The sequence below is a fragment of the Rheinheimera sp. A13L genome (assembly GCF_000217935.1).
Lineage (GTDB): Bacteria > Pseudomonadota > Gammaproteobacteria > Enterobacterales > Alteromonadaceae > Pararheinheimera.
Genome location: NZ_AFHI01000005.1, coordinates 26,104 through 45,101, shown reverse-complemented (window position 1 = coordinate 45,101; position 18,998 = coordinate 26,104). Strand labels below are relative to the sequence as shown.

The following is an 18,998-nucleotide window of genomic DNA, read 5'->3' as shown; positions in this document are numbered from 1 at the left end:
ATGCGTATTTTAGTCACTGGTGGTGCTGGTTATATTGGCTCTCATACCTGTCTGGAGTTATTAAACAACGGCCATCAGGTGGTGGTGGTTGATAACCTGAGCAACAGTAGTGTTGAAGCTTTAAAGCGGGTGGAGCAACTGACAGGCCAGAGCATTTGCTTTTATCAGGCTGATATCCGTGATGAAAAGGCGCTTTCTGCTATTTTTGCTGCTGAAAAAGTGGATGCAGTCATCCACTTTGCCGGTTCTAAAGCTGTGGGTGAGTCTGTCGCTAAACCACTGTTTTATTATGAAAACAATGTCAGCGCTTCAGGCTTATTGATGCAGGTGATGCTAAAACATCAGGTGAAAACGCTGGTGTTCAGCTCCTCTGCCACAGTCTACGGCGAGCCGGTCTCTTCGCCTATACGGGAAGATTTTGCTGTGCATCCTGAAAGTCCTTATGGCCGTTCCAAGCTGATGGTTGAACAGATGATGTCTGATCTGGTGGTGGCGCAAAGCGATTTCAGTGCCATAGTGTTGCGGTACTTTAACCCTGTAGGCGCGCATGAGTCAGGCCAGATTGGTGAAGACCCGAACGGTATTCCAAATAACCTGATGCCTTTTATTAATCAGGTGGCTATAGGCCGCCGACCTTATTTATCTGTGTTTGGTGATGATTACGATACACCGGACGGCACGGGCGTGCGGGATTATATCCATGTCAGTGATTTAGCTTCAGGTCATGTCAAAGCCTTAGAAACTTTGCATCAGAATACGGGTTTTCATGTGTTTAACTTAGGTACTGGTCAGGGCGTCTCTGTGCTGGAAATGGTTGAGGCTTATCGTCGTATTTCAGGCCAGTTGATTGCCTATCAGGTGGCTCCTCGTCGTGCTGGTGATATTGGTTGTTATTACGGTGACCCGTCTTTAGCCGCAGAAAAACTCAACTGGAAAGCAGAACGTGGTTTGGATCAAATGGTGGCGGATAGCTGGAAGTGGCAGAAATTAAACCCTGCGGGTTATCCGAAGAATTAAAAAAAGGTTGGAATTACAGATGTCTGAATTTAATGCAAAAGATCATCCGCACCGCAGATACAACCCGCTGACAGGGGATTGGGTGCTGGTGTCACCACACAGAGCAAAAAGACCATGGCAGGGGCAGATTGAAACTGCGGCCACAGAGCAGAATCCGTCTTATGACCACAGCTGCTTTTTATGTCCAACCAACACCCGTATTTCCGGTGATCTGAATCCTGACTATAAAAAGCCTTATGTCTTTACCAATGACTTTGCCGCCTTAACCGCAGATACGCCTTTTTATCAGCGCTCAGATGATGATTTATTTGTATTAAAAGCCGAGCGTGGCACCAGCAGAGTCATTTGTTATTCACCGGATCACAGCCTGACGATGCCAGAGCTGAGTGTTACTGATATTCAGCACATAGTGGAAGAATGGATCCGTCAGTACAAAGACTTATCCAAGACCTACAACTGGGTGCAGGTGTTTGAAAACAAAGGCGCTATTAACGGCTGCTCCAATCCGCATCCTCATGGTCAGATTTGGGCCAATAGCACTGTGCCTACCTTGCCAGCCAAAGCCGACGCAGCGCAGCGTGAGTATTTAGCTAAACATGGCAAAAACCTGTTATTAAATTATGCCGCACTGGAACAACAAAGTGGCGAGCGCACTGTGGTTGAAAACGAGCACTGGTTAGTGGTGGTGCCATTCTGGGCCAGTTGGCCTTTTGAAACTCTGGTGTTGCCAAAAGCCCATGTACGCCGGATGGAAGATTTAACCACAGAGCAGCAAGCCGCGCTGGCCGATATTCTGCAGCAAATTACCATTCGCTACGACAACCTGTTCCAGTGTTCATTCCCTTATTCGATGGGCTGGCACAGTGCGCCTTATCAAAACGATGCTGGTGCTGATACCGCTGAAAACATCGAACACTGGCAATTGCATGGCCATTTTTACCCGCCGTTATTACGCTCAGCCACCATTAAGAAATTTATGGTGGGCTACGAAATGCTGGCTGAAACCCAACGTGATATGACTCCTGAACAGGCCGCTGAACGCTTAAAAGAGCAAAGCCCTGTGCATTACAAACAGCAGAGCAAGGTTTAAACCAGATGGCATTATTAGAGCAAGTACAACAGGCATTTGCCGAACATTACCAGCAGCAGGGCGAATTTGCGTTCAGAGCGCCGGGCCGGGTTAATCTGATTGGTGAACATACAGATTACAACGATGGTTTTGTGCTGCCATGCGCTATTAACTACGACACTGTGGTTGTGGCAACACCGCGTCAGGACAATAAAGTCCGCGTGCTGGCGCTGGATTATCAGCAGCAAGTGGATGAGTTTGAACTCAAGTTCCCGCTGGATAAACATCCGGAGTATCAATGGGCAAACTATGTGCGTGGTGTGGCCAACAGCCTGATGCAAAAAGGCTTTAACCTGGCCGGTTGCGATTTAGCCATCAGCGGCAATGTGCCACAAGGTGTAGGTTTAAGCTCATCAGCTTCGCTAGAAGTCGCTCTGGGCCTGACGTACAGCACTTTGGCTGGCATCGAACTCTCCAGCCGTGACAATGCACTCAATGGTCAGCATGCAGAAAACCACTTTGTTGGTTGTAACTGCGGCATTATGGATCAGCTGATTTCTGCGCAGGGCAAAGTCGCTCACGCTTTATTGATTGATTGTCGCAGCCTCGACAGCACGCCTGTCTCAGTGCCCACAGATATGGCCGTGATGATTATTAACTCCAATGTAAAACGTGGCCTGGTGGACAGCGAATACAATACCCGCCGTCGTCAGTGTGAAGAAGCTGCGGCCATTTTTGGCGTCAAAGCCTTACGGGATGTCAGCTGGAGCACTTTTGCGGCTAAGCAGAGCGAATTGGATCCATTAGTGGCCAAACGGGCTCGTCATGTCATTACTGAAAACGATCGCACTGAATTAGCAGCTAAAGCTTTAGCTGATCACGACATCAAACTGTTAAGCCGCTTAATGGCGGAATCTCACTTGTCGATGAAACATGATTTTGAAATCACTGTGCCTGCTATAGATGCGCTGGTCGAAATGATTGGCAACACCCTGGGTGATACAGGTGGTGTCCGTATGACTGGTGGTGGTTTTGGTGGTTGTGTGGTGGCTTTAGTACCTCAATGTCGGGTTGATGAAATCCGTGCTTTAGTAGAGCGTGAATACCCGGCACAAACAGGTTTAACCGCAGCTATTTTTGTTTGTACCGCCAGTCAGGGCGCAGAGCAGATTTTGGCATGAGTGCTGCTTTAATTGATGACATTGATGGCTCAGTGATCCGACTGGGTGGCAATAAGGGTTTAGAAGTGGAGCTGTTGCCTTTAGGGGCAACAATCCGCTCTATCCGTTTATTTGGTCAGGAGCTGACGTTAAATTATCCGGACGTGGCTCAGTATCAAACCGATGAATTTTATTTGGGGGCTACCGCAGGCCGGGTTGCTAACCGTATTGCCAAAGGCCGTTTTGAACTCAATGGTGTGGCTTATCAACTGGACTGTAATAATGGTCCTAATCATTTGCATGGTGGTGTGACTGGTTTTAACCGTCAGCAATGGCAAGTGCTGAAACAACAGCCTGATTCGGTGCAATTGTATTTGCGCTCAGCCGATGGCGATCAGGGTTATCCGGGCGCTGTGCAAGTCTGGCAGCAATTCCGTATTGTGGATAAACAGCTCGAGTTATCCTTTTTGGCTTTATCTACCAAAGATACGCTGCTGAATTTAACCAACCACTGTTATTTCAACTTGAACAGCGATGGCAGTTCTGTTGAAAACCATCAGTTGCAGCTTTCAGCGACACATTATTTGCCAACAGATGCCAGCGCTATTCCAACCGGAGAGCGTCGTGCTGTGGCTGGCACTGCCTTTGACTTTACCAAAGCTAAATTGGTGGGGCCAGCACTTCGCCAGCAGGATCAGCAGCTTGCTCTTGCCAATGGTTTTGACCACTGCTTTATCTGGCAAGACTCTGATGCTGCAGAGTTAAAGTCGATGGCGGTGTTAAGTTCCAGCCAAAGTGGCCGTCAGCTTGAAGTGCTAAGTACTCAGCCTGGCTTGCAGCTTTATACAGGTAATTTTCTGGCCGCACCTTTTACAGCACGGCAGGGGATTTGTCTGGAAGCTCAAGGCTGGCCTGATGCTGTTAATCAACTTGGCTTTCCTGGCACTCAACTCAAAGCAGGTGAGTTGTATCAGCAACAAATAGTGTATAAGTTCAGTTAATTAAAAACTGGTAACAATAACAACAAGATATGCCCGGCTGTTCTGGTGTTGCAGCGCAGTACCAAAAACCACGGGTAAAACAGGGTAAGGATTAGTATGACCTTAAGTAATTTAGATTTGACGATCCTCGTCATATATGTGCTTGGGCTGGTAGGACTGGCTTATTTTATTTCCCGGGAAAAGAAGGGACATGATAAAGACACCAACGACTATTTTCTGGCCGGTAATACCTTACCCTGGTGGGCTATTGGTGCGTCTTTAATTGCAGCTAATATCTCGGCTGAACAAATTATTGGTATGTCAGGCTCAGGTTATGCCATAGGTATGGCGATAGCTGCTTACGAGTGGATGGCAGCCATTACCTTATTAATAGTCGGCAAGTTTTTCCTGCCTATTTTCCTCAAACGTAAAATTTATACCATGCCGCAATTCCTGCAGCAGCGCTTTGACAACAGAGTACGCACCACTATGGCGCTGTTCTGGATGGCGGTGTATGTCTTTGTTAATTTAACTGCAGTCTTGTGGTTAGGTGCTCTGGCTATTAATACAGTCACTGGTGTGGATATGACCACCAGCATGCTGATACTGGCCACTTTATCTGTGGCTTATTCCTTATATGGCGGCTTAAAAGCTGTGGCCTATACCGACATTATTCAGGTGGTGTTACTGGTGGGCGGTGGTTTGTTCCTGTCCTTTATGTCGCTGGAACTGTTGGGTGCAGGTAACGGTTTATGGGCTGGTTTTGACCGCTTACTCACTGAAGTACCAGACAAATTCGATATGATTTTAACGCCGGACAGCCCACATTATGTCAGCCTGCCTGGTTTATCTGTGCTGTTGGGTGGTATGTGGATTATGAACCTGAGTTACTGGGGTTTTAACCAATATATTATTCAGCGCACTTTAGCGGCCAAAGACTTAGCTGAAGCGCAAAAAGGCATTATTTTTGCGGCCTTCCTGAAAATTTTAATGCCGGTGATAGTGGTATTGCCTGGTATTGCTGCTGTGTTAATACTGCCGGATTTAAGCAAGCCGGATCAGGCCTATCCTCAACTACTGAGCATGATGCCATCTGGTATCAAAGGCTTAATTTTTGCGGCTTTAGTGGCGGCTATTTTGTCGAGTTTAGCTTCGATGACCAACAGCGTCGCGACCATTTTCACTATGGATATTTACTCTCAGTTTAAGAAAGATCAAAGCCAGCAGCACTACGTCAAAGTAGGCCGTATTGTTAGTCTGGTCGCTTTGGTGATTGCGGTCATCGCAGCTAAGCCATTACTGGGCGAATTTGATCAGGCCTTCCAGTATATTCAGGAATTCACCGGTTTCTTTACGCCAGGCATTGTGGTGCTGTTTTTATTAGGTATGTTCTGGGCCCGTACTACTGCAACAGCCGCTTTAGTGGCGGCTATTAGTTCCGCAGTACTGAGCTGGATTTTTAAAATAACGCTGCCAGAGATGCCATTTATGGACCGCGTAGGTTTAGTCTTCCTGTGCTGTTTAGCTTTAGCTGTGCTGGTGACTTTATTCCAGCGTCAGGGCAAGCATCCACATGCGGTGGAATTAGGTGATATCAGCTTTGACACCCGCCCAAGCTTTAACTTCCATGCTGTGCTGATCACTCTGATCGTGGCCGCCTTTTATACGGCATGGTGGTAACAATGAAACGGAAATTACTTTTCACCGCTTTAGCCGCAACACTGTTTAGCGCCGCCGCCACTGCTAACCCTGTGTCGGTAAAAGATGGCGTCATGCTGTGGCAAGACGGTTCTGAAGTTGCGCTTTTTGGTGTGAATTACAGTGTGCCTTTTGCTTATGGTTATCGCTCTGTTGAACGTCTTGGCGTGGATCATCGCGCTGCCATCGACATGGATGTGGATCATATTGCCCGCTTAGGGCTGGACGCTTACCGCGTGCATTTATGGGACAGATTGCTGGCCGATAAAGAGGGCAATTTGCAGGACAATATCCACCTGCAATTGTTTGATTACTTGCTGCTGCGCTTAAAAGAAAAAGGCATCAAGGTAGTGATTACGCCTATCGGCTGGTGGGGCAGTGGTTACCCTGAGCCAGATCCGGTGGAATATGGTTTTTCTACTTTCTACAGCAAAAGCCAGATGAACCAGTCGGCTGATGCTATTGCAGCGCAGAAAAACTATCTGACTCAGCTATTTAAGCACGTCAATCCGCTGACAGGGAAAAGCTATCAGCAGGACGACAATATCATCGCCTTTGAGATCTTTAACGAACCTAAACACGAAATAGCACCTGCGCAAAGTGCGGCTTATATTGAAGACTTAATCAGTACCATTCGTGCTGCCGGTGTGACTAAACCTTTGTTTTACAACACCAGTGAGCAGGGGGACGATCAGCCTTTTGCCCAGGCTTTATGCAATACCAGCATAGATGGTGTGTCTTATCAGTGGTATCCAACAGGTTTAGTCAAAGGTAGTACTATTCTGGCGAATATGTTGCCCGCTGTTGCGCATTACACTAATCCTTTTGCCGGCATCAGCCAGTGCGCTACTAAAGCCAAAATGGTGTACGAGTTTGACGCAGCTGATGTAGCAAGCTCTGTGATGTTCCCGGCTATGGCGCGCAGTTTTCGTGAAGCTGGGTTTCAGTGGGCCACTCAGTTTGCTTATGATGCTGCGGCTGTGGCTCATACCAACTCTGAATACAACACTCACCATCTGAACTTGTTGTATACACCGGAAAAAGCCATCAGCTTAAAAATTGCTGCTGAAGTATTTCGTACTCAGAAGCGTGCTGAAAAGGCAGCGGACTATCCAGCGAGCAACAGCTTTGCTGCTGTGACTTTGGATTATCAGCAGAATTTGTCTGTGCTGAATACCCCAGAGCAGTTTTTCTACAGCAACAGCACCACAGTTGTGCCAAAAGCTGCAGCTAAGCTGACAGCTATTGCCGGTGTTGGTTCGTCTTCTGTAGCTAAATACAGCGGCTCTGGTGCTTATTTCCTCGATAAAGTAGCTGATGGTGTCTGGCGTTTGGAAGTCTACCCTGACTTACTGACCTTGCAGGACCCTTATCAGAATTCCAGTTTAAGCCGCGAAACAGGGCGTTTATACCCTGCTGCTCAGCAACTGAAACTGACGCTGGCGGATTTGGGTAACAGCTATCAACTCAAAGGCTTAAATAGTGGCAATACACTAACTGCTTCGGCTAAAAATGGCGAAGTGACAGTGCGCCCCGGTGTGTACTTACTGACTGCCCAAGCCGCGTTGGCACAGCAGTATGCGAATAAGGTCGAGACAAATTTTTATCTGCCAAAACCACAATCCACTGAACTGGCTTTAGTGCATCAAAATCAGCGTCAAAGCCATGTGGGCGATCCGTTCAGCTTTAAGGTGGACATCGGCGCTTTGGTGAAGCCTGAAAAAGTGCAGCTGATGTTACGTTATCTTGGGCACCACAAGTTTACCGCTTTTGATATGCAGCAAAGCCTTGATGTTAGTGGTCACTATCATTTAACTATGCCAAAAGACTGGACTCAGACCGGTTTACTGGAATATGCCTTTGTGGTGACAGCTAACGGCAAAAAACAGACTTTCCCTGGTGCAGCTGCTGGCTCACCACAGGATTGGGATTATGTCAGTAAAGCGCCGTACTGGACCATGGCGGTCAAACCACAAGGCCAGCCAGTAGCCTTGTTTGATGCAACTTCGGACAGGCAAAACAGCCTCTATCCAAAAGATGCCACTGTCACTCAGCGTTTTGTTGCTGACAGTTCAGGTGATGGTTTAGCCTTGCAACTAGGGGTGGATTCTTTAGAAATACCTCAAGCTGCAGCGATACTTAAAACCACTTTGTCTGCTGATAACAGCCTGCTACAACGTAATTTGAAAGACTACGACACTGTGGCGCTGAAAATCCGTGCCGTCAAACAGCCGGAACAGTTGAAGTTCGCTTTATTGGATAAAGACGGTATAGCTTATGGCACAGAGCTGAAAGTGGGCACTGACTGGCAGTATCTGTTAGTTCCTCTGCATAAACTAAAGCAAACCGATACGCTGATGACTCAGGCCTACCCTATGTTTATGCCTGTCTTTGCGCCCAAAGTGGAGCAGGGCTTAGGGTTGAACCTTAATGAGCTTCAGCAGTTACAGGGTATAGAGTTGATGTTTAATCAGAGCGCCTACAGCCCAGCGGCAGCCAAGGGCTGGCATGGTGTTGAGCTGGCGGAAGTGAGTTTGATCCAAAAGCCATAGTTTAGGGGCCTGTGTTGCGTCAGTTTTCAGCACAGGCCTATAATCGGCTTTGTTTTTGATTTTATCCCTCTCAGCACAGGAGTGCTATGGCAAAGCCACTGCAGCAAAGCACAACAAGCTCAACATCAGGATCGCTCCGGGTTTCGGGCACTCAGAAGCTGGCGCTTGGCGCTGGCTTTTTTGCGATGTTTTTTGCTCAGCAAAGTGTCAGTGTGCTGGCTATTCCTTTTTATCAGATGACCCTGGGGGTAGACCCGTTTCTCCTGGGGCTGGCTCTTACTTTACCACTGCTGCTTGGCACTTTATTAGGCCCATGGGTGGGGCATTTATCTGATCATCATCAAAGCCGCTTTGGCCGCAGACGGCCTTTTATTCTGGCCGCCAGCTGGGCCTGTTGTTTGTTTTTTGGTTTGATTTGGATGGTGCCCTCAGGCTGGGGCGAATTGGCTCATCTATTGTATTTTGTGGTTTTTTCCCTGCTGTTTTATGTTGCTGCCACTTTTATGTCCGTGCCTATGACCTGTTTATCCTATGAAATGAGCCCGGATTATCATCAGCGCACTGAAATTATGGGTTTTACCACCTATTTTCTGAAGCTGGGTTCTTTGTTGTATCAATGGTTATTTCCGCTGGCACAACTGGCGATATTCAGTTCGGTTTTTGTTGGTATTCGTTATGTCGGCTGGGGCGTTGCCTTGTTTATTTTTGGCCTTCTGGGTACTTTAGCGGCCTGTTACAGCAAAGAAATAGTCCAACGTTCTTCCGTAGCTTTTCCGCCAGTGACGTTACGGCAAAGCTTAAAAACGCTGAAATCAAACAAAGGCTTACGGGTATTATTGCTGTTAACTGTGCTGCAGATGGCGGGTGGTGCTTTTACTGCCAGTATGGATTATTACCTCTTGGTGTATTTTATTGCCGATGGCGATATAGCTCAGGGCGCAATTTTTAAAGGCTGGTTGTCGATGGCCTATGCCGCTTTTGGTTTTCTGACAGTGCCCCTGATCTATGCTTTATCATCCCGAGTTGGCAAAATTAAAGCGATGCAGCTGATTTATGTGGTGACTTTAGCAGGCGGTGCCTGCAAATGGTTTATTTTTACGCCAGAGGGCTACAGCTGGATTTGGCTGGATGCACTTTTGTGTACCGCAGCCTGGACTGCTATGACCATGTTAATCCCCTCTATGATGGCGGATTTATGTGATGAAGATGAGCTAAAACATGGCCAGCGCCGCGAAGGGGTCTTTGTGGCTATTCATAGCTGGGTCACCAGTTTAAGTGCAGCGCTGGCGTTATTAGTCGCAGGTTTGTCACTCAACCTGATTGGTTTTGATGCACAGCAAGCCGCAGCACAAAACCCGGACAGTATTTTCGCTATGCGGGTTATTTTAGCGCTGGGCACTATGCTGTTTGCCTTGTGTTCTTTGCTGATAGTCCGGGGTTATCATCTGGATGCCCAAGGTAGTCAGCAAATCAGTCTGGCTTTAGCTAAAACAAAAGATCAAAATCAGGGTTCAGAATCCATTTAATCAGCCCTTTTAAAGCAACAATAAAAAAAGAAAAGCAGAAATTATGGTCACAATCAAAGATGTAGCAAAAGTAGCTGGGGTGTCGATAGCTACAGTGTCCCGGGTGATCCACGACGGTCATCAGGTGGGCGAAGCCTGCCGTGCGCGGGTGAAAAAGGTCATTGCCGAATTAGGCTACAGACCCAACAGCAATGCCCGTGCTCTGGTCAGCAAAACCACCAATACGCTGGGCGTGGTGACACCTAAACTGTCGATGCCATTTTTTGGCAGCCTGGCCAGTGGTGTTGAAAAAGGTGCGCGTGAAAACAACTACAAACTGCTGATGAGTAACTCGTTATACGAGACCAAATCGGAGCAGGAAGCTATTGATTCGCTTAGGGATCACAACTGTCAGGCCATTATTCTGCACAGCGAATATTCAGATGAAAAAACCTTGCTGAAGCTGGCAAAAGAAATCCCGGGGCTGGTGCTGATCAACCGCTATATGCCAGCTATTGCCAACCGCTGTGTCTGGCTGGACAACGTGGCAGGAGCGCGCCAGGCGACAGATTATTTAATCAATAGAGGCCATAAAAATTTTGCGGTGATCACCAGTATTTACCAAAACGGCGACCCGGGTTTTCGCTTGCAAGGCATTCGTGAGTCATTAAAAACAGCAGGTTTGCAGCTTGCTGAAGCTGCTATTGAAGAGTCCACCGCCAATATGGAAGGTGGCGAGCAAGCAGTTCAGGCCTTACTGAATAAAGGCATAAAATTCACAGCTTTGCTGGCCTACAACGACTTAATGGCGATAGGCGCCATTCACGCCTTATTTGCCGCAGGCCTGCGCGTACCAGAAGATGTATCGGTGATAGGTTTTGACGATCTAATAGTCAGCCGCGCCTGCCGTCCACGTTTAACCACTATGCATTACCCAGTCGAAGAAATGGCCAGCTACGCCACCAAACTGGCAATACAACTAAGCGACACCAGCATAGAACCAGAAAGCAGAACGCATTTATTTATACCGCAGTTGGTGGAAAGGGATTCAGTGGCGGATGCGCCACATAGGTAGGGAAAATTGGAAGGGGCTGGTAGTTTTTACAGCTAGCACTGACTTATCGGTATGCAGCGAAATATTCGACTTGTTGGCAGAGTTCCTTTGAAAACGGATTCTTAAGTATTTAGGGGCAATGTATGTTTTTTCTATATCGAGGTGTATGTGAAGAGCGTTATCAAGAGCTAAAGGGGATACTCTCTCCGAAGAAAAGCGGTGACGAGTTTGCATCAGAAGCTTGTTTTCGTGATGAGTGCGGCCCAGGCTGGGGTTCTGGAATTGTTTTTGGTAAATCAGACATCAACGCAGTTGTTCTACACCAATGGCAACAAGCCGCAATTCCAACTTCTGGAATATCCTCAACACCTCATTTCGAGAGGGCGCGCTTTTATGCTCTGTCTGCTGGTAAATCGCATAAGGGCTATGTTTTTAAGCTTTCCATACATCAATTGCATCAAGATAACGTGACTATTTACAGGGTTAATGAATTAGTGCCTTGTCCTGCGGTTCCTGAGGATGATGAGCATGTTCTTGTTGCCAGCAATTTTAGCAACATACCTAAAAGCTCTATTATTGCCGTAGAAGAGGTTTATAACTGAGCTTAACGTGTGGGTGCTGGTTTTGCGATTTGCGTCATTTACGTTTTGAAAGTCAATAAGCGATGAGGAATACCGACTACTGGCACCAAATCCCCATTGGGGCTTTCGCTGCGACCTGGGGTCGCCTTTTATGAATTGCATTCCTGCAATTCACCCTGCGGGCCAGCCTCCGGCTGTTAGAAAGTGCTTCCTGCACTTTCTTGCTTTGGATACTTGTCTTTTGGCGAAGCAAAAGAAAGTATCTCGCCAAAGGCGAAACGCTTTGAATTCAATAATCCTAAATTGTTTATTACCGCTAGTTTCGTTGTTGTAATGCCGCTACGCGGCGATTACAACCTACAGCTCTAGAAGCCTTTGGTTCCAAATCCATTCAGCCAGCATCCAGTTTGCAGGACTATGCTAAAGAACAACTGAATTTTAAGGCTAAACAACATGAATGCTCGAACTACATTGTGGGTTGCTTTAATAGCGCCCTTGTTAACACAGCAAGTGATGGCGTCTGACGATAAACAAGAGCATAAACATAAAGCCAAAACGGTTGAAAAACAGCTAAAACATCAGGGTAAAGATAAGGTCACTGAACTTAATCCGGCTGACTTCAGTGTCAGTGCTGGGATCAGTGTGGCGGATGCGCGAGTTTTGGCAACACGATATCAACTGACAGGCCAAAGTGCGTTACCACCAGGCATTCGTAAGAACCTGGCGAAAGGCAAACCGCTGCCACCAGGTATTGCAAAGAAGATGGTACCTGCGGCTATGGTCGCTGAACTGCCACAACACAAGGGTTATGAATGGCAAGTGGTTGGCACAGATATAGTGTTAGTGTCTATTGCCACAGCTGTGATCACAGACATACTGATTGATGTGTTGAACTGATTTTAACTAAGGCCCGGCATAACCACCGGGCTTTTAGCTTGATGCACTCAGCCCACAATGTACTCAACTCAAACCGCCCAAACAGATATATTTCAACTCCGTAAAATCATCCAGCCCATAGCTGGAGCCTTCGCGGCCTAAACCTGACTCTTTGACTCCACCAAAAGGCGCTGCTGCATTGGAGATTAAACCTTCATTGACACCTACCATGCCGTAGTCCAGGGCTTTAGCGACACGAAAAATCCGGCCTATATCGCGGCTGTAAAAGTAGCTGGCAAGGCCTGTTGGCGTATGGTTAGACAGCTCTATCGCTTCTTGCTCCGTATCAAACACGCTGATACAAAGCACAGGGCCAAAAATTTCAGTTTTGCTGATCTGCATATCCGCAGTGACTTCTGTGACTATAGTGGGCTGGAAAAACAATGGCCCTAAGTCGGCATCAATGGCGCCGCCTAACAGCAGTTCTGCACCTTGATCCAGCGCCTGATCCAACAGCCGGGTTATTTTATCTACAGCAGCCTGATTAATCAGTGGCCCTATCTGGCAACCAGCTTCTAAACCAGAGGCCAGTTTTAGTGGCGCTGTGGCTTTAATCAGCTGAGCTAAAAAGGCATCGTAGACAGGGCGCTGGACAAAAACACGATTGACACAAACACAGGTTTGACCGGCATTTCTAAATTTTGCCGCCAGTAAACCCTGCACAGCTGCGGCTAAGTCGGCATCATCAAATACAATAAAAGGCGCATTGCCCCCCAGCTCCATCGAGACTTTTTTTACGGTAGAAGCGCATTGCGCCAGCAAGGTTTTGCCGACAGGGGTTGAGCCGGTAAAACTGAATTTAGCCACACGGCTGTCTTTGGTCAGCACCTGACCTATAGCTTTGGCATCTGTGCCTGTGACTACATTAAAAACTCCTGCCGGAATACCGGCACGACTCGCCAGTTCAGCTAAAGCCAAAGCGGATAAAGGCGTCAGCTCAGAGGGTTTGACGACAAAAGTACAACCAGCAGCCAAAGCCGCAGCGGCTTTGCGTAAAATCATCGCATTAGGGAAGTTCCATGGCGTAATAGCTGCCACCACACCTATGGCTTGTTTCAGCACCAGTATTTGCTGGCTGGTTTTAGCGGCCGGAATAATATCGCCATTCATACGTTTGGCTTCTTCAGCAAACCAGCTGACAAAAGAGGCACCATAGCCAATTTCACCCGCAGCTTCCTCTAAGGGTTTGCCTTGCTCCAGCGTTAAAATACGGGCTAAGTCTTGCTGGTGATCCAACATCAATTGATACCAGCGCATAAGCAAAGCTGCACGTTCTGCTGCTGTATGACCTGACCAGGCAGGAAAAGCCGCAGCCGCAGCAGTGACTGCTTGTTCGGCTTCTGTAGCTCCGGCTTCGGCCACTAAAGCCAGCAAAGCGCCATCAGCCGGGTTATGCACAGCAAAATGACCACTGCGGCCACTTTGGAACTGTCCTGCTATATAGCTGCTGTGATGTACCAGACTGCTGTCTTTGAGTTGCGAAAAAACGCTATTTGTTTGATTTGTCATGGGCTTAGCTCTGGAGTTTTCAGGCACAGCCAGTGTAGCCTCAAAGTGCTTCAAATGCGAAGCAAAGCAGAGAGCGCTGAGGATACAGCGCTCTGTTGGATTAGACCTATAAAAGTAAGGCTATTTTTGTGGCTTTACTCTAATGGCAACTCCATAGGTTTGGGGCTATGACTAAGCAGTTCAGCCCCTTCAGCGGTAATGAGTATATCGTCTTCCAGTCGCACCCCACCAAAGCCTGGCCAATACAAACCTGGTTCAATAGTCACCACCATTCCTGGTTGCAGTATTTGCTGGCAGCCAAAACGCATCAGAGGCTGTTCATGCAGCGCCAGCCCAATACTGTGGCCTAAGCCTTCGCCTGCATAAGCAGAAAAAGCGGAGTCGGCTAAGATTTTCTGCGCTACCTCTGTCAGTTGATCTGCCCGGATCCCGGCTTTGGCAGCAGCTAAAGCGGCTTGTTGCGCCCGCTCTACCGTCTGATAAAAGTCTTGTTGTTGTGGGCTGGCTTTGCCCAGCACATAGCTGCGGGTCATGTCTGATTTATAACCCTGAACCTGAGCGCCAAAGTCGATCAGGATCCAGTCTCCCTGCTGAAACCGCCGCTCTGAAGGTTTGCCATGGGGCAGGGCAGTGCGTGGTCCTGACAGCAATATAGTGGGAAAGGCCAGAGCTTCTGCACCTAAAGCCAGTAGTTGTTGTTCAAGCCAGTGCGCGGCCTGTTGCTCAGACACTCCGGGTTTAAGCTGAGGCAATAACCAGCTCAGGGCTTGATCGGCAATGGCTGCAGCCTGACGGATAGCCGCCAGCTCTTGTGGATCTTTGATGGCCCTGAGTTGCTCAGTGATTTGCCTGGAATCGGCCAGAGTACAAGGCAACTCCTGTTGCAACTGCTGATACAAAGCAACTGGTACCTGATCGTAATCCAGTTGGAGCTGAGCGGGTTGGCTTATCAGCAGCGCTCTGATGGCCTGACCCAAACTCTGGCGGGCACGGTCACGGCAGTAACACTGAAAAGCTGTGGCCTGAGTTTGAGCTTGTTCAATATAACGATAGTCGGTGATCAGGATCGCCTGCTCTGCGGTAATTAATAATTGTCCGGCAGATCCGGTAAAACCAGATAAATAGCGCACATTCAGTGGTTCAGTCACCAACACAGCATCGGCCTGTTGATTTTTCATTTGCTGGCGAAATAGTTCTAAACGCATGGAACACCTCTTTTTGTATACAATATCCTGCTTGCTGTGGGGCTGCAACTAAAGTCTATGGTCGACAGAGGATCGGCATTTGATATACTGCATACTATGTACAGTAAACAAGAACAACGACATGGTCATTGAATACAAAACCCGAACTCAGGTTGTGGTGGAAGCTATCAGGGAAAAAATCCTGAAAGGGGAAATTAAAGCAGGTGAACCTTTACGTCAGGCTGCTTTGGCAGACGAGCTGAAAGTAAGCCGGATTCCTATACGTGAAGCTTTGTTGCAACTTGAAGCTGAAGGATTAGTTGAGTTTGAAGCTCATAAAGGCGCCACAGCCACAAAATTATCCGCAGAACAGGTGACAGAGCTGTTTGAGTTAAGAGCTTTATTGGAGACCGAGTTATTACGGCTGGCGATCCCTAAACTGACAGATGCTGAACTGGATCAAACCGAACTTATTTTGCAGCAGATGAATGACGCTTATCAGCAATCTGCCACCTCAGGAACCTGGAGTGAACTGAACAGCCGTTTTCATCTGAGTTTATACAGAGCGGCCAACCGGCCTTTGACCTTTGAAATGGTGCAAAACCTGAACAGTAATTCAGACCGGTATATCAGGGTACACCTGATGTTGGCTGGTGGAGTTACCAAAGCCGGGCCTGAGCATGTACAGTTGCTGGACTTGTGCCGTCAGCGCAAGGTGGAGCAAGCTTGTGTGGTGCTAAAGCAGCATATTCTCGGCGCTGCTCATGAAATTAACCTGCTGGTGCAAAAGCTGGATGCCGACGCAGCTCAATAACTCAGTGAACGCAGGGCCCTAAGCCCGGCCCTGCAGTTTTATATTTTCGACCTTATTCCACCATCAGTACTTTCAGTTCTACATTGTTAAAACCTTGCAGAGTATTCACCATAATGTGGTAATAGCTGCCTGGCACAACAGAACTCATTGTTATTTTCTGGCTGGTGCCTCTGCTGATACTGGAAGCCGCATCATAGTTATTTGGCGCTGGCCAGCCAACACGTTTCACATACAACTGTGCATCACCAGTACCGCCGCTAAGGGTAAAATATAAAGCTTTGGCATGAGCAGGAACCCAGAGCCACTGATACACAGCAGAAGTGCTGCTCAGGCCTGGCCATTGCTGTAACTGTGACAAGCTTCCTTCTTTCCAGCTGGCTGTCAGACTGGCTGCGTTAAAGTCCCTATACCCATGCACCATGACAAAGTAGTCGCCTGTTGGCTGCAATACTTCCACTTTTTCTCTGTTGCCAATGGCGTAAGGGCGATAATCCCATTCGCTGAGGCTGGCTTGCTGCTGATTGCGCACATACAAGTCCAAATCACCGCTGCCACCTGAGCTGACGATACTCAAATCATAGGCATTGGCAGGCAATTCAATCTTGAGGTGCTGTTCACTGTCCTTGAGGCCTGAAATCGCCACAGACTGGCCATTCAGCAAGAGCGGTATGGCAGGTTCTGTCTGGCTGCAGTCTTCAGACGTCAGCAGGCAGTCCAGCCATTGATCAAATTCCTGATCAAAGTTGCTGCCCCATGCGGCCAGAATAGCGCTGTACGGCGTATAAGGTGGCAGCTCTGGTACATTAGGATCTTGCATTTGACCGCAGGTCCAGACCCAATTTCCTTCGGAGTTGGCGCTGTCGTCATACAACCAGCTCCACTGGTTGGCTATGGCTTCAGATTTGCTGCGCCAGCCCCAGTCAAAGCTGCATGGCAGGTCTGAAATATAATATTTGGCAGCGCGCATGCTTGGCAGCAACTGGTTGTCGATTAAATCTCTGTGGCGTTCAAACATAAAACGAGTGGCCAGATAACCCCAATAATAAGTACGTTCGGTATTACTATTGGCATAGGTGGTCTGGAATAACTGACTTAAGCTGTAGGTTTTATTGGCAATGATATCGACGACTTTTGGATTGTCATCGCCTATCGACAGATATTCCGCCAGTCCTTCGCCCCACCAGACTAAATTAGCAGGTTGATCGCTAAAACTGCCCCACTGGTTAAAGCGGCCATCCAGATAATGGATATATTCGTGGTTTAAATTCCAGACGACAAACTCAGGTTGCAACCTGGTGGCCTGATAAGCAATAAAACGCGCCTGATTTGCCGGATCTGAAGGTGTGCCTTCAAGGTACATGCCGCCGTTGTTGGTATCTATACCAAAAAAACTGCCGGCATAATTCTGATATTCAGCAGAGGAGTTAAAAATCACAATCTCCAGCGCAGAATTTTGATCATTGCTGACAGGGCTGTTGGCATTGGTGCCAAATTCAAGGTGAAATTGCTGCTCCTGACCATGTAATTGCTGACAGATTTGTTGCAAATTACCAGTGCTGACAGGGGGCTGAAAACGTACTTCTAAAGAATCACTGCAAATATGTTGTCCGGATAATACTGTGGCTTCCAAATCAAAGGCACAAGCCTCACCATAGGAAGCACAGTTCGCCTGATCATAAAGGCTGACCATACGCTGGGCGTTTACCCAGCCTTTGGAGCCTGTGCCCCCAAAGCTATAGCTGGATAAAATACTTTGCATGGCCGGGCGAACTGAGTCGGCAACAGCACCACCGAATTTTAAAAAACGGCCCAGTTCTGTCACTGCGTCGGCCCATTGGTATTCACGGGTATGGCCAACCAGCCAGAGCCCGTCACTTAAAACAAAATCACGCAGATTGGTGATGATATCCGGTTGTGTAGTGATCAGCTGTTGTAATGCAGTTGCATTGCTGTTGCTGGCATTAAAATAATGGGTCAGCAACTGGGTCATGCCATTTTCTTCATAGCCGACGCCCCAGTTATTCTGCCGATTGACCGTACTGGCATAACCCTTAATCGCCTGACTGAAACGGCGCAGGTATTTGAGATTGTTGGTACCTGAACTATTGACCAGTACCAGCATCTCGTAGCGCAGCATAAAGTTGCGTGACACAGCGCCATCAAATCGAACGAAATGCTCAGCGGCAAAATACTGATCAAAGACGTGCTGTAGTTGTTGCAGGTAGTTACTTTGAAACTCGCGGCCTGAACCTGACTCCACCCAATGAGCGGCACGCAGGTAAGTCACCAGCTTTTCCAGTTCGGCGGCTCCGGTCGCATCAGAGCCATCAAACTGCGCCATCCTGTTGTGGATGGCTTGTACAATAGTCAGCAGTTTGCTGTCAGTAAAATAGTCGCTATTGAGAAAATCGGCGTTGTATAAGCCATACAAACAGCCGGTCAGATTGGCACTCTCTATCGCCTGGATCAGGGCTTGGTCCTGCAATGGCAGCAATTGAGCCGGGTTGGTGCAACCGCTGCTTTGCAGTGCGTTTTTTTGTACCTGAACTTTGGCACTGACGCTTGGTATTTTTTTCAGGTTTTGTTGCTGTTGTTCAAACTGATAAGGCGACACCTTGCGGGGAGGCAAAGGCGCCTGAAGTTCAGGAATACCATGATCCAGCTCAGAGCTCTGTCGCTCCGGACTGGACTGGTGGTGCTGATGTGCTGCGGCACTGAATGGGCTTAGCGCCCACACAGCGGTTGAACCCACGAGCAGGCTCAGCAATAGACTGGATTTTTTCATGTTGTTAGATCCTGTGATTTTATTTTGATTAAAATTTGCCCAGATGCCAATTTAAAATAGCATATGATATTCTGTATACAATATTTAATTAATGAATATATAACTTATTTGGCGCTATAATGTCACAAATTCAGGCTGTGTGCTTGAACTGCGG

At 47.9% G+C, this 18,998-nt stretch carries 14 protein-coding genes; 11 read left to right on the top strand and 3 right to left on the bottom strand.

Going from position 1 to position 18,998, the window contains the following annotated elements; genetic code table 11:
- The 10 genes from galE (at position 1) to RHEIN_RS03535 (ending at position 12,513) form a co-directional block, all read left to right on the top strand.
- Complete coding sequence (gene galE / locus RHEIN_RS03580) at positions 1–1,017, top strand: UDP-glucose 4-epimerase GalE (protein WP_008897609.1); 1,017 nt, start codon at positions 1–3, stop codon at positions 1,015–1,017.
- Between the two features lie 19 nt (positions 1,018–1,036).
- Entirely contained in the window at positions 1,037–2,107 is a 1,071-nt protein-coding gene (locus RHEIN_RS03575; protein ID WP_008897608.1) for a UDP-glucose--hexose-1-phosphate uridylyltransferase, read from the top strand.
- Between the two features lie 5 nt (positions 2,108–2,112).
- Complete coding sequence (galK, locus tag RHEIN_RS03570; protein WP_008897607.1) at positions 2,113–3,267, top strand: galactokinase; 1,155 nt, start codon at positions 2,113–2,115, stop codon at positions 3,265–3,267.
- On the top strand, positions 3,264–4,247 hold the full coding sequence (locus RHEIN_RS03565) for an aldose epimerase family protein (RefSeq protein ID WP_008897606.1): 984 nt from the start codon (positions 3,264–3,266) through the stop codon (positions 4,245–4,247). Before galK ends, RHEIN_RS03565 begins: the two co-directional genes overlap by 4 nt.
- A gap of 96 nt (positions 4,248–4,343) precedes the next feature.
- The gene (locus tag RHEIN_RS03560; RefSeq protein WP_008897605.1) at positions 4,344–5,906 is read left to right on the top strand and encodes a sodium/sugar symporter; all 1,563 of its coding nucleotides are present in this window, start codon (positions 4,344–4,346) and stop codon (positions 5,904–5,906) included.
- Positions 5,907–5,908: 2 nt separating this feature from the next.
- Positions 5,909–8,476 carry a cellulase family glycosylhydrolase gene (locus tag RHEIN_RS03555; RefSeq protein WP_008897604.1) on the top strand — a complete coding sequence of 856 codons (2,568 nt, stop codon included), beginning with the start codon at positions 5,909–5,911 and terminating at the stop codon, positions 8,474–8,476.
- A gap of 86 nt (positions 8,477–8,562) precedes the next feature.
- A complete protein-coding gene (locus RHEIN_RS03550; protein ID WP_008897603.1) occupies positions 8,563–10,002 on the top strand; it encodes an MFS transporter in 1,440 nt (479 codons plus the stop codon).
- 43 nt (positions 10,003–10,045) lie between these two features.
- Complete coding sequence (locus RHEIN_RS03545) at positions 10,046–11,056, top strand: LacI family DNA-binding transcriptional regulator (protein ID WP_008897602.1); 1,011 nt, start codon at positions 10,046–10,048, stop codon at positions 11,054–11,056.
- Between the two features lie 122 nt (positions 11,057–11,178).
- Positions 11,179–11,637 carry a hypothetical protein gene (locus tag RHEIN_RS03540; protein WP_008897601.1) on the top strand — a complete coding sequence of 153 codons (459 nt, stop codon included), beginning with the start codon at positions 11,179–11,181 and terminating at the stop codon, positions 11,635–11,637.
- A gap of 432 nt (positions 11,638–12,069) precedes the next feature.
- Complete coding sequence (locus RHEIN_RS03535; RefSeq protein WP_008897600.1) at positions 12,070–12,513, top strand: anti-virulence regulator CigR family protein; 444 nt, start codon at positions 12,070–12,072, stop codon at positions 12,511–12,513.
- Positions 12,514–12,576: 63 nt separating this feature from the next.
- Here RHEIN_RS03535 and RHEIN_RS03530 read toward each other — a convergent pair whose 3' ends face one another.
- Positions 12,577–14,061, bottom strand: coding sequence for an NAD-dependent succinate-semialdehyde dehydrogenase (locus RHEIN_RS03530; RefSeq protein ID WP_008897599.1), 1,485 nt, complete (start codon positions 14,059–14,061; stop codon positions 12,577–12,579).
- 134 nt (positions 14,062–14,195) lie between these two features.
- Entirely contained in the window at positions 14,196–15,266 is a 1,071-nt protein-coding gene (locus RHEIN_RS03525) for a M24 family metallopeptidase (protein ID WP_008897598.1), read from the bottom strand.
- A gap of 121 nt (positions 15,267–15,387) precedes the next feature.
- Here RHEIN_RS03525 and RHEIN_RS03520 point away from each other — a divergent pair, with 121 nt between their 5' ends.
- Positions 15,388–16,059: a GntR family transcriptional regulator gene (locus RHEIN_RS03520; protein WP_008897597.1), complete on the top strand. Its 672-nt coding sequence runs from the start codon at positions 15,388–15,390 to the stop codon at positions 16,057–16,059.
- 52 nt (positions 16,060–16,111) lie between these two features.
- Here the strand turns inward: RHEIN_RS03520 and RHEIN_RS03515 are convergent, their stop codons facing one another.
- Entirely contained in the window at positions 16,112–18,844 is a 2,733-nt protein-coding gene (locus RHEIN_RS03515; protein ID WP_008897596.1) for a M9 family metallopeptidase, read from the bottom strand.
- Positions 18,845–18,998: the final 154 nt, after the last annotated feature.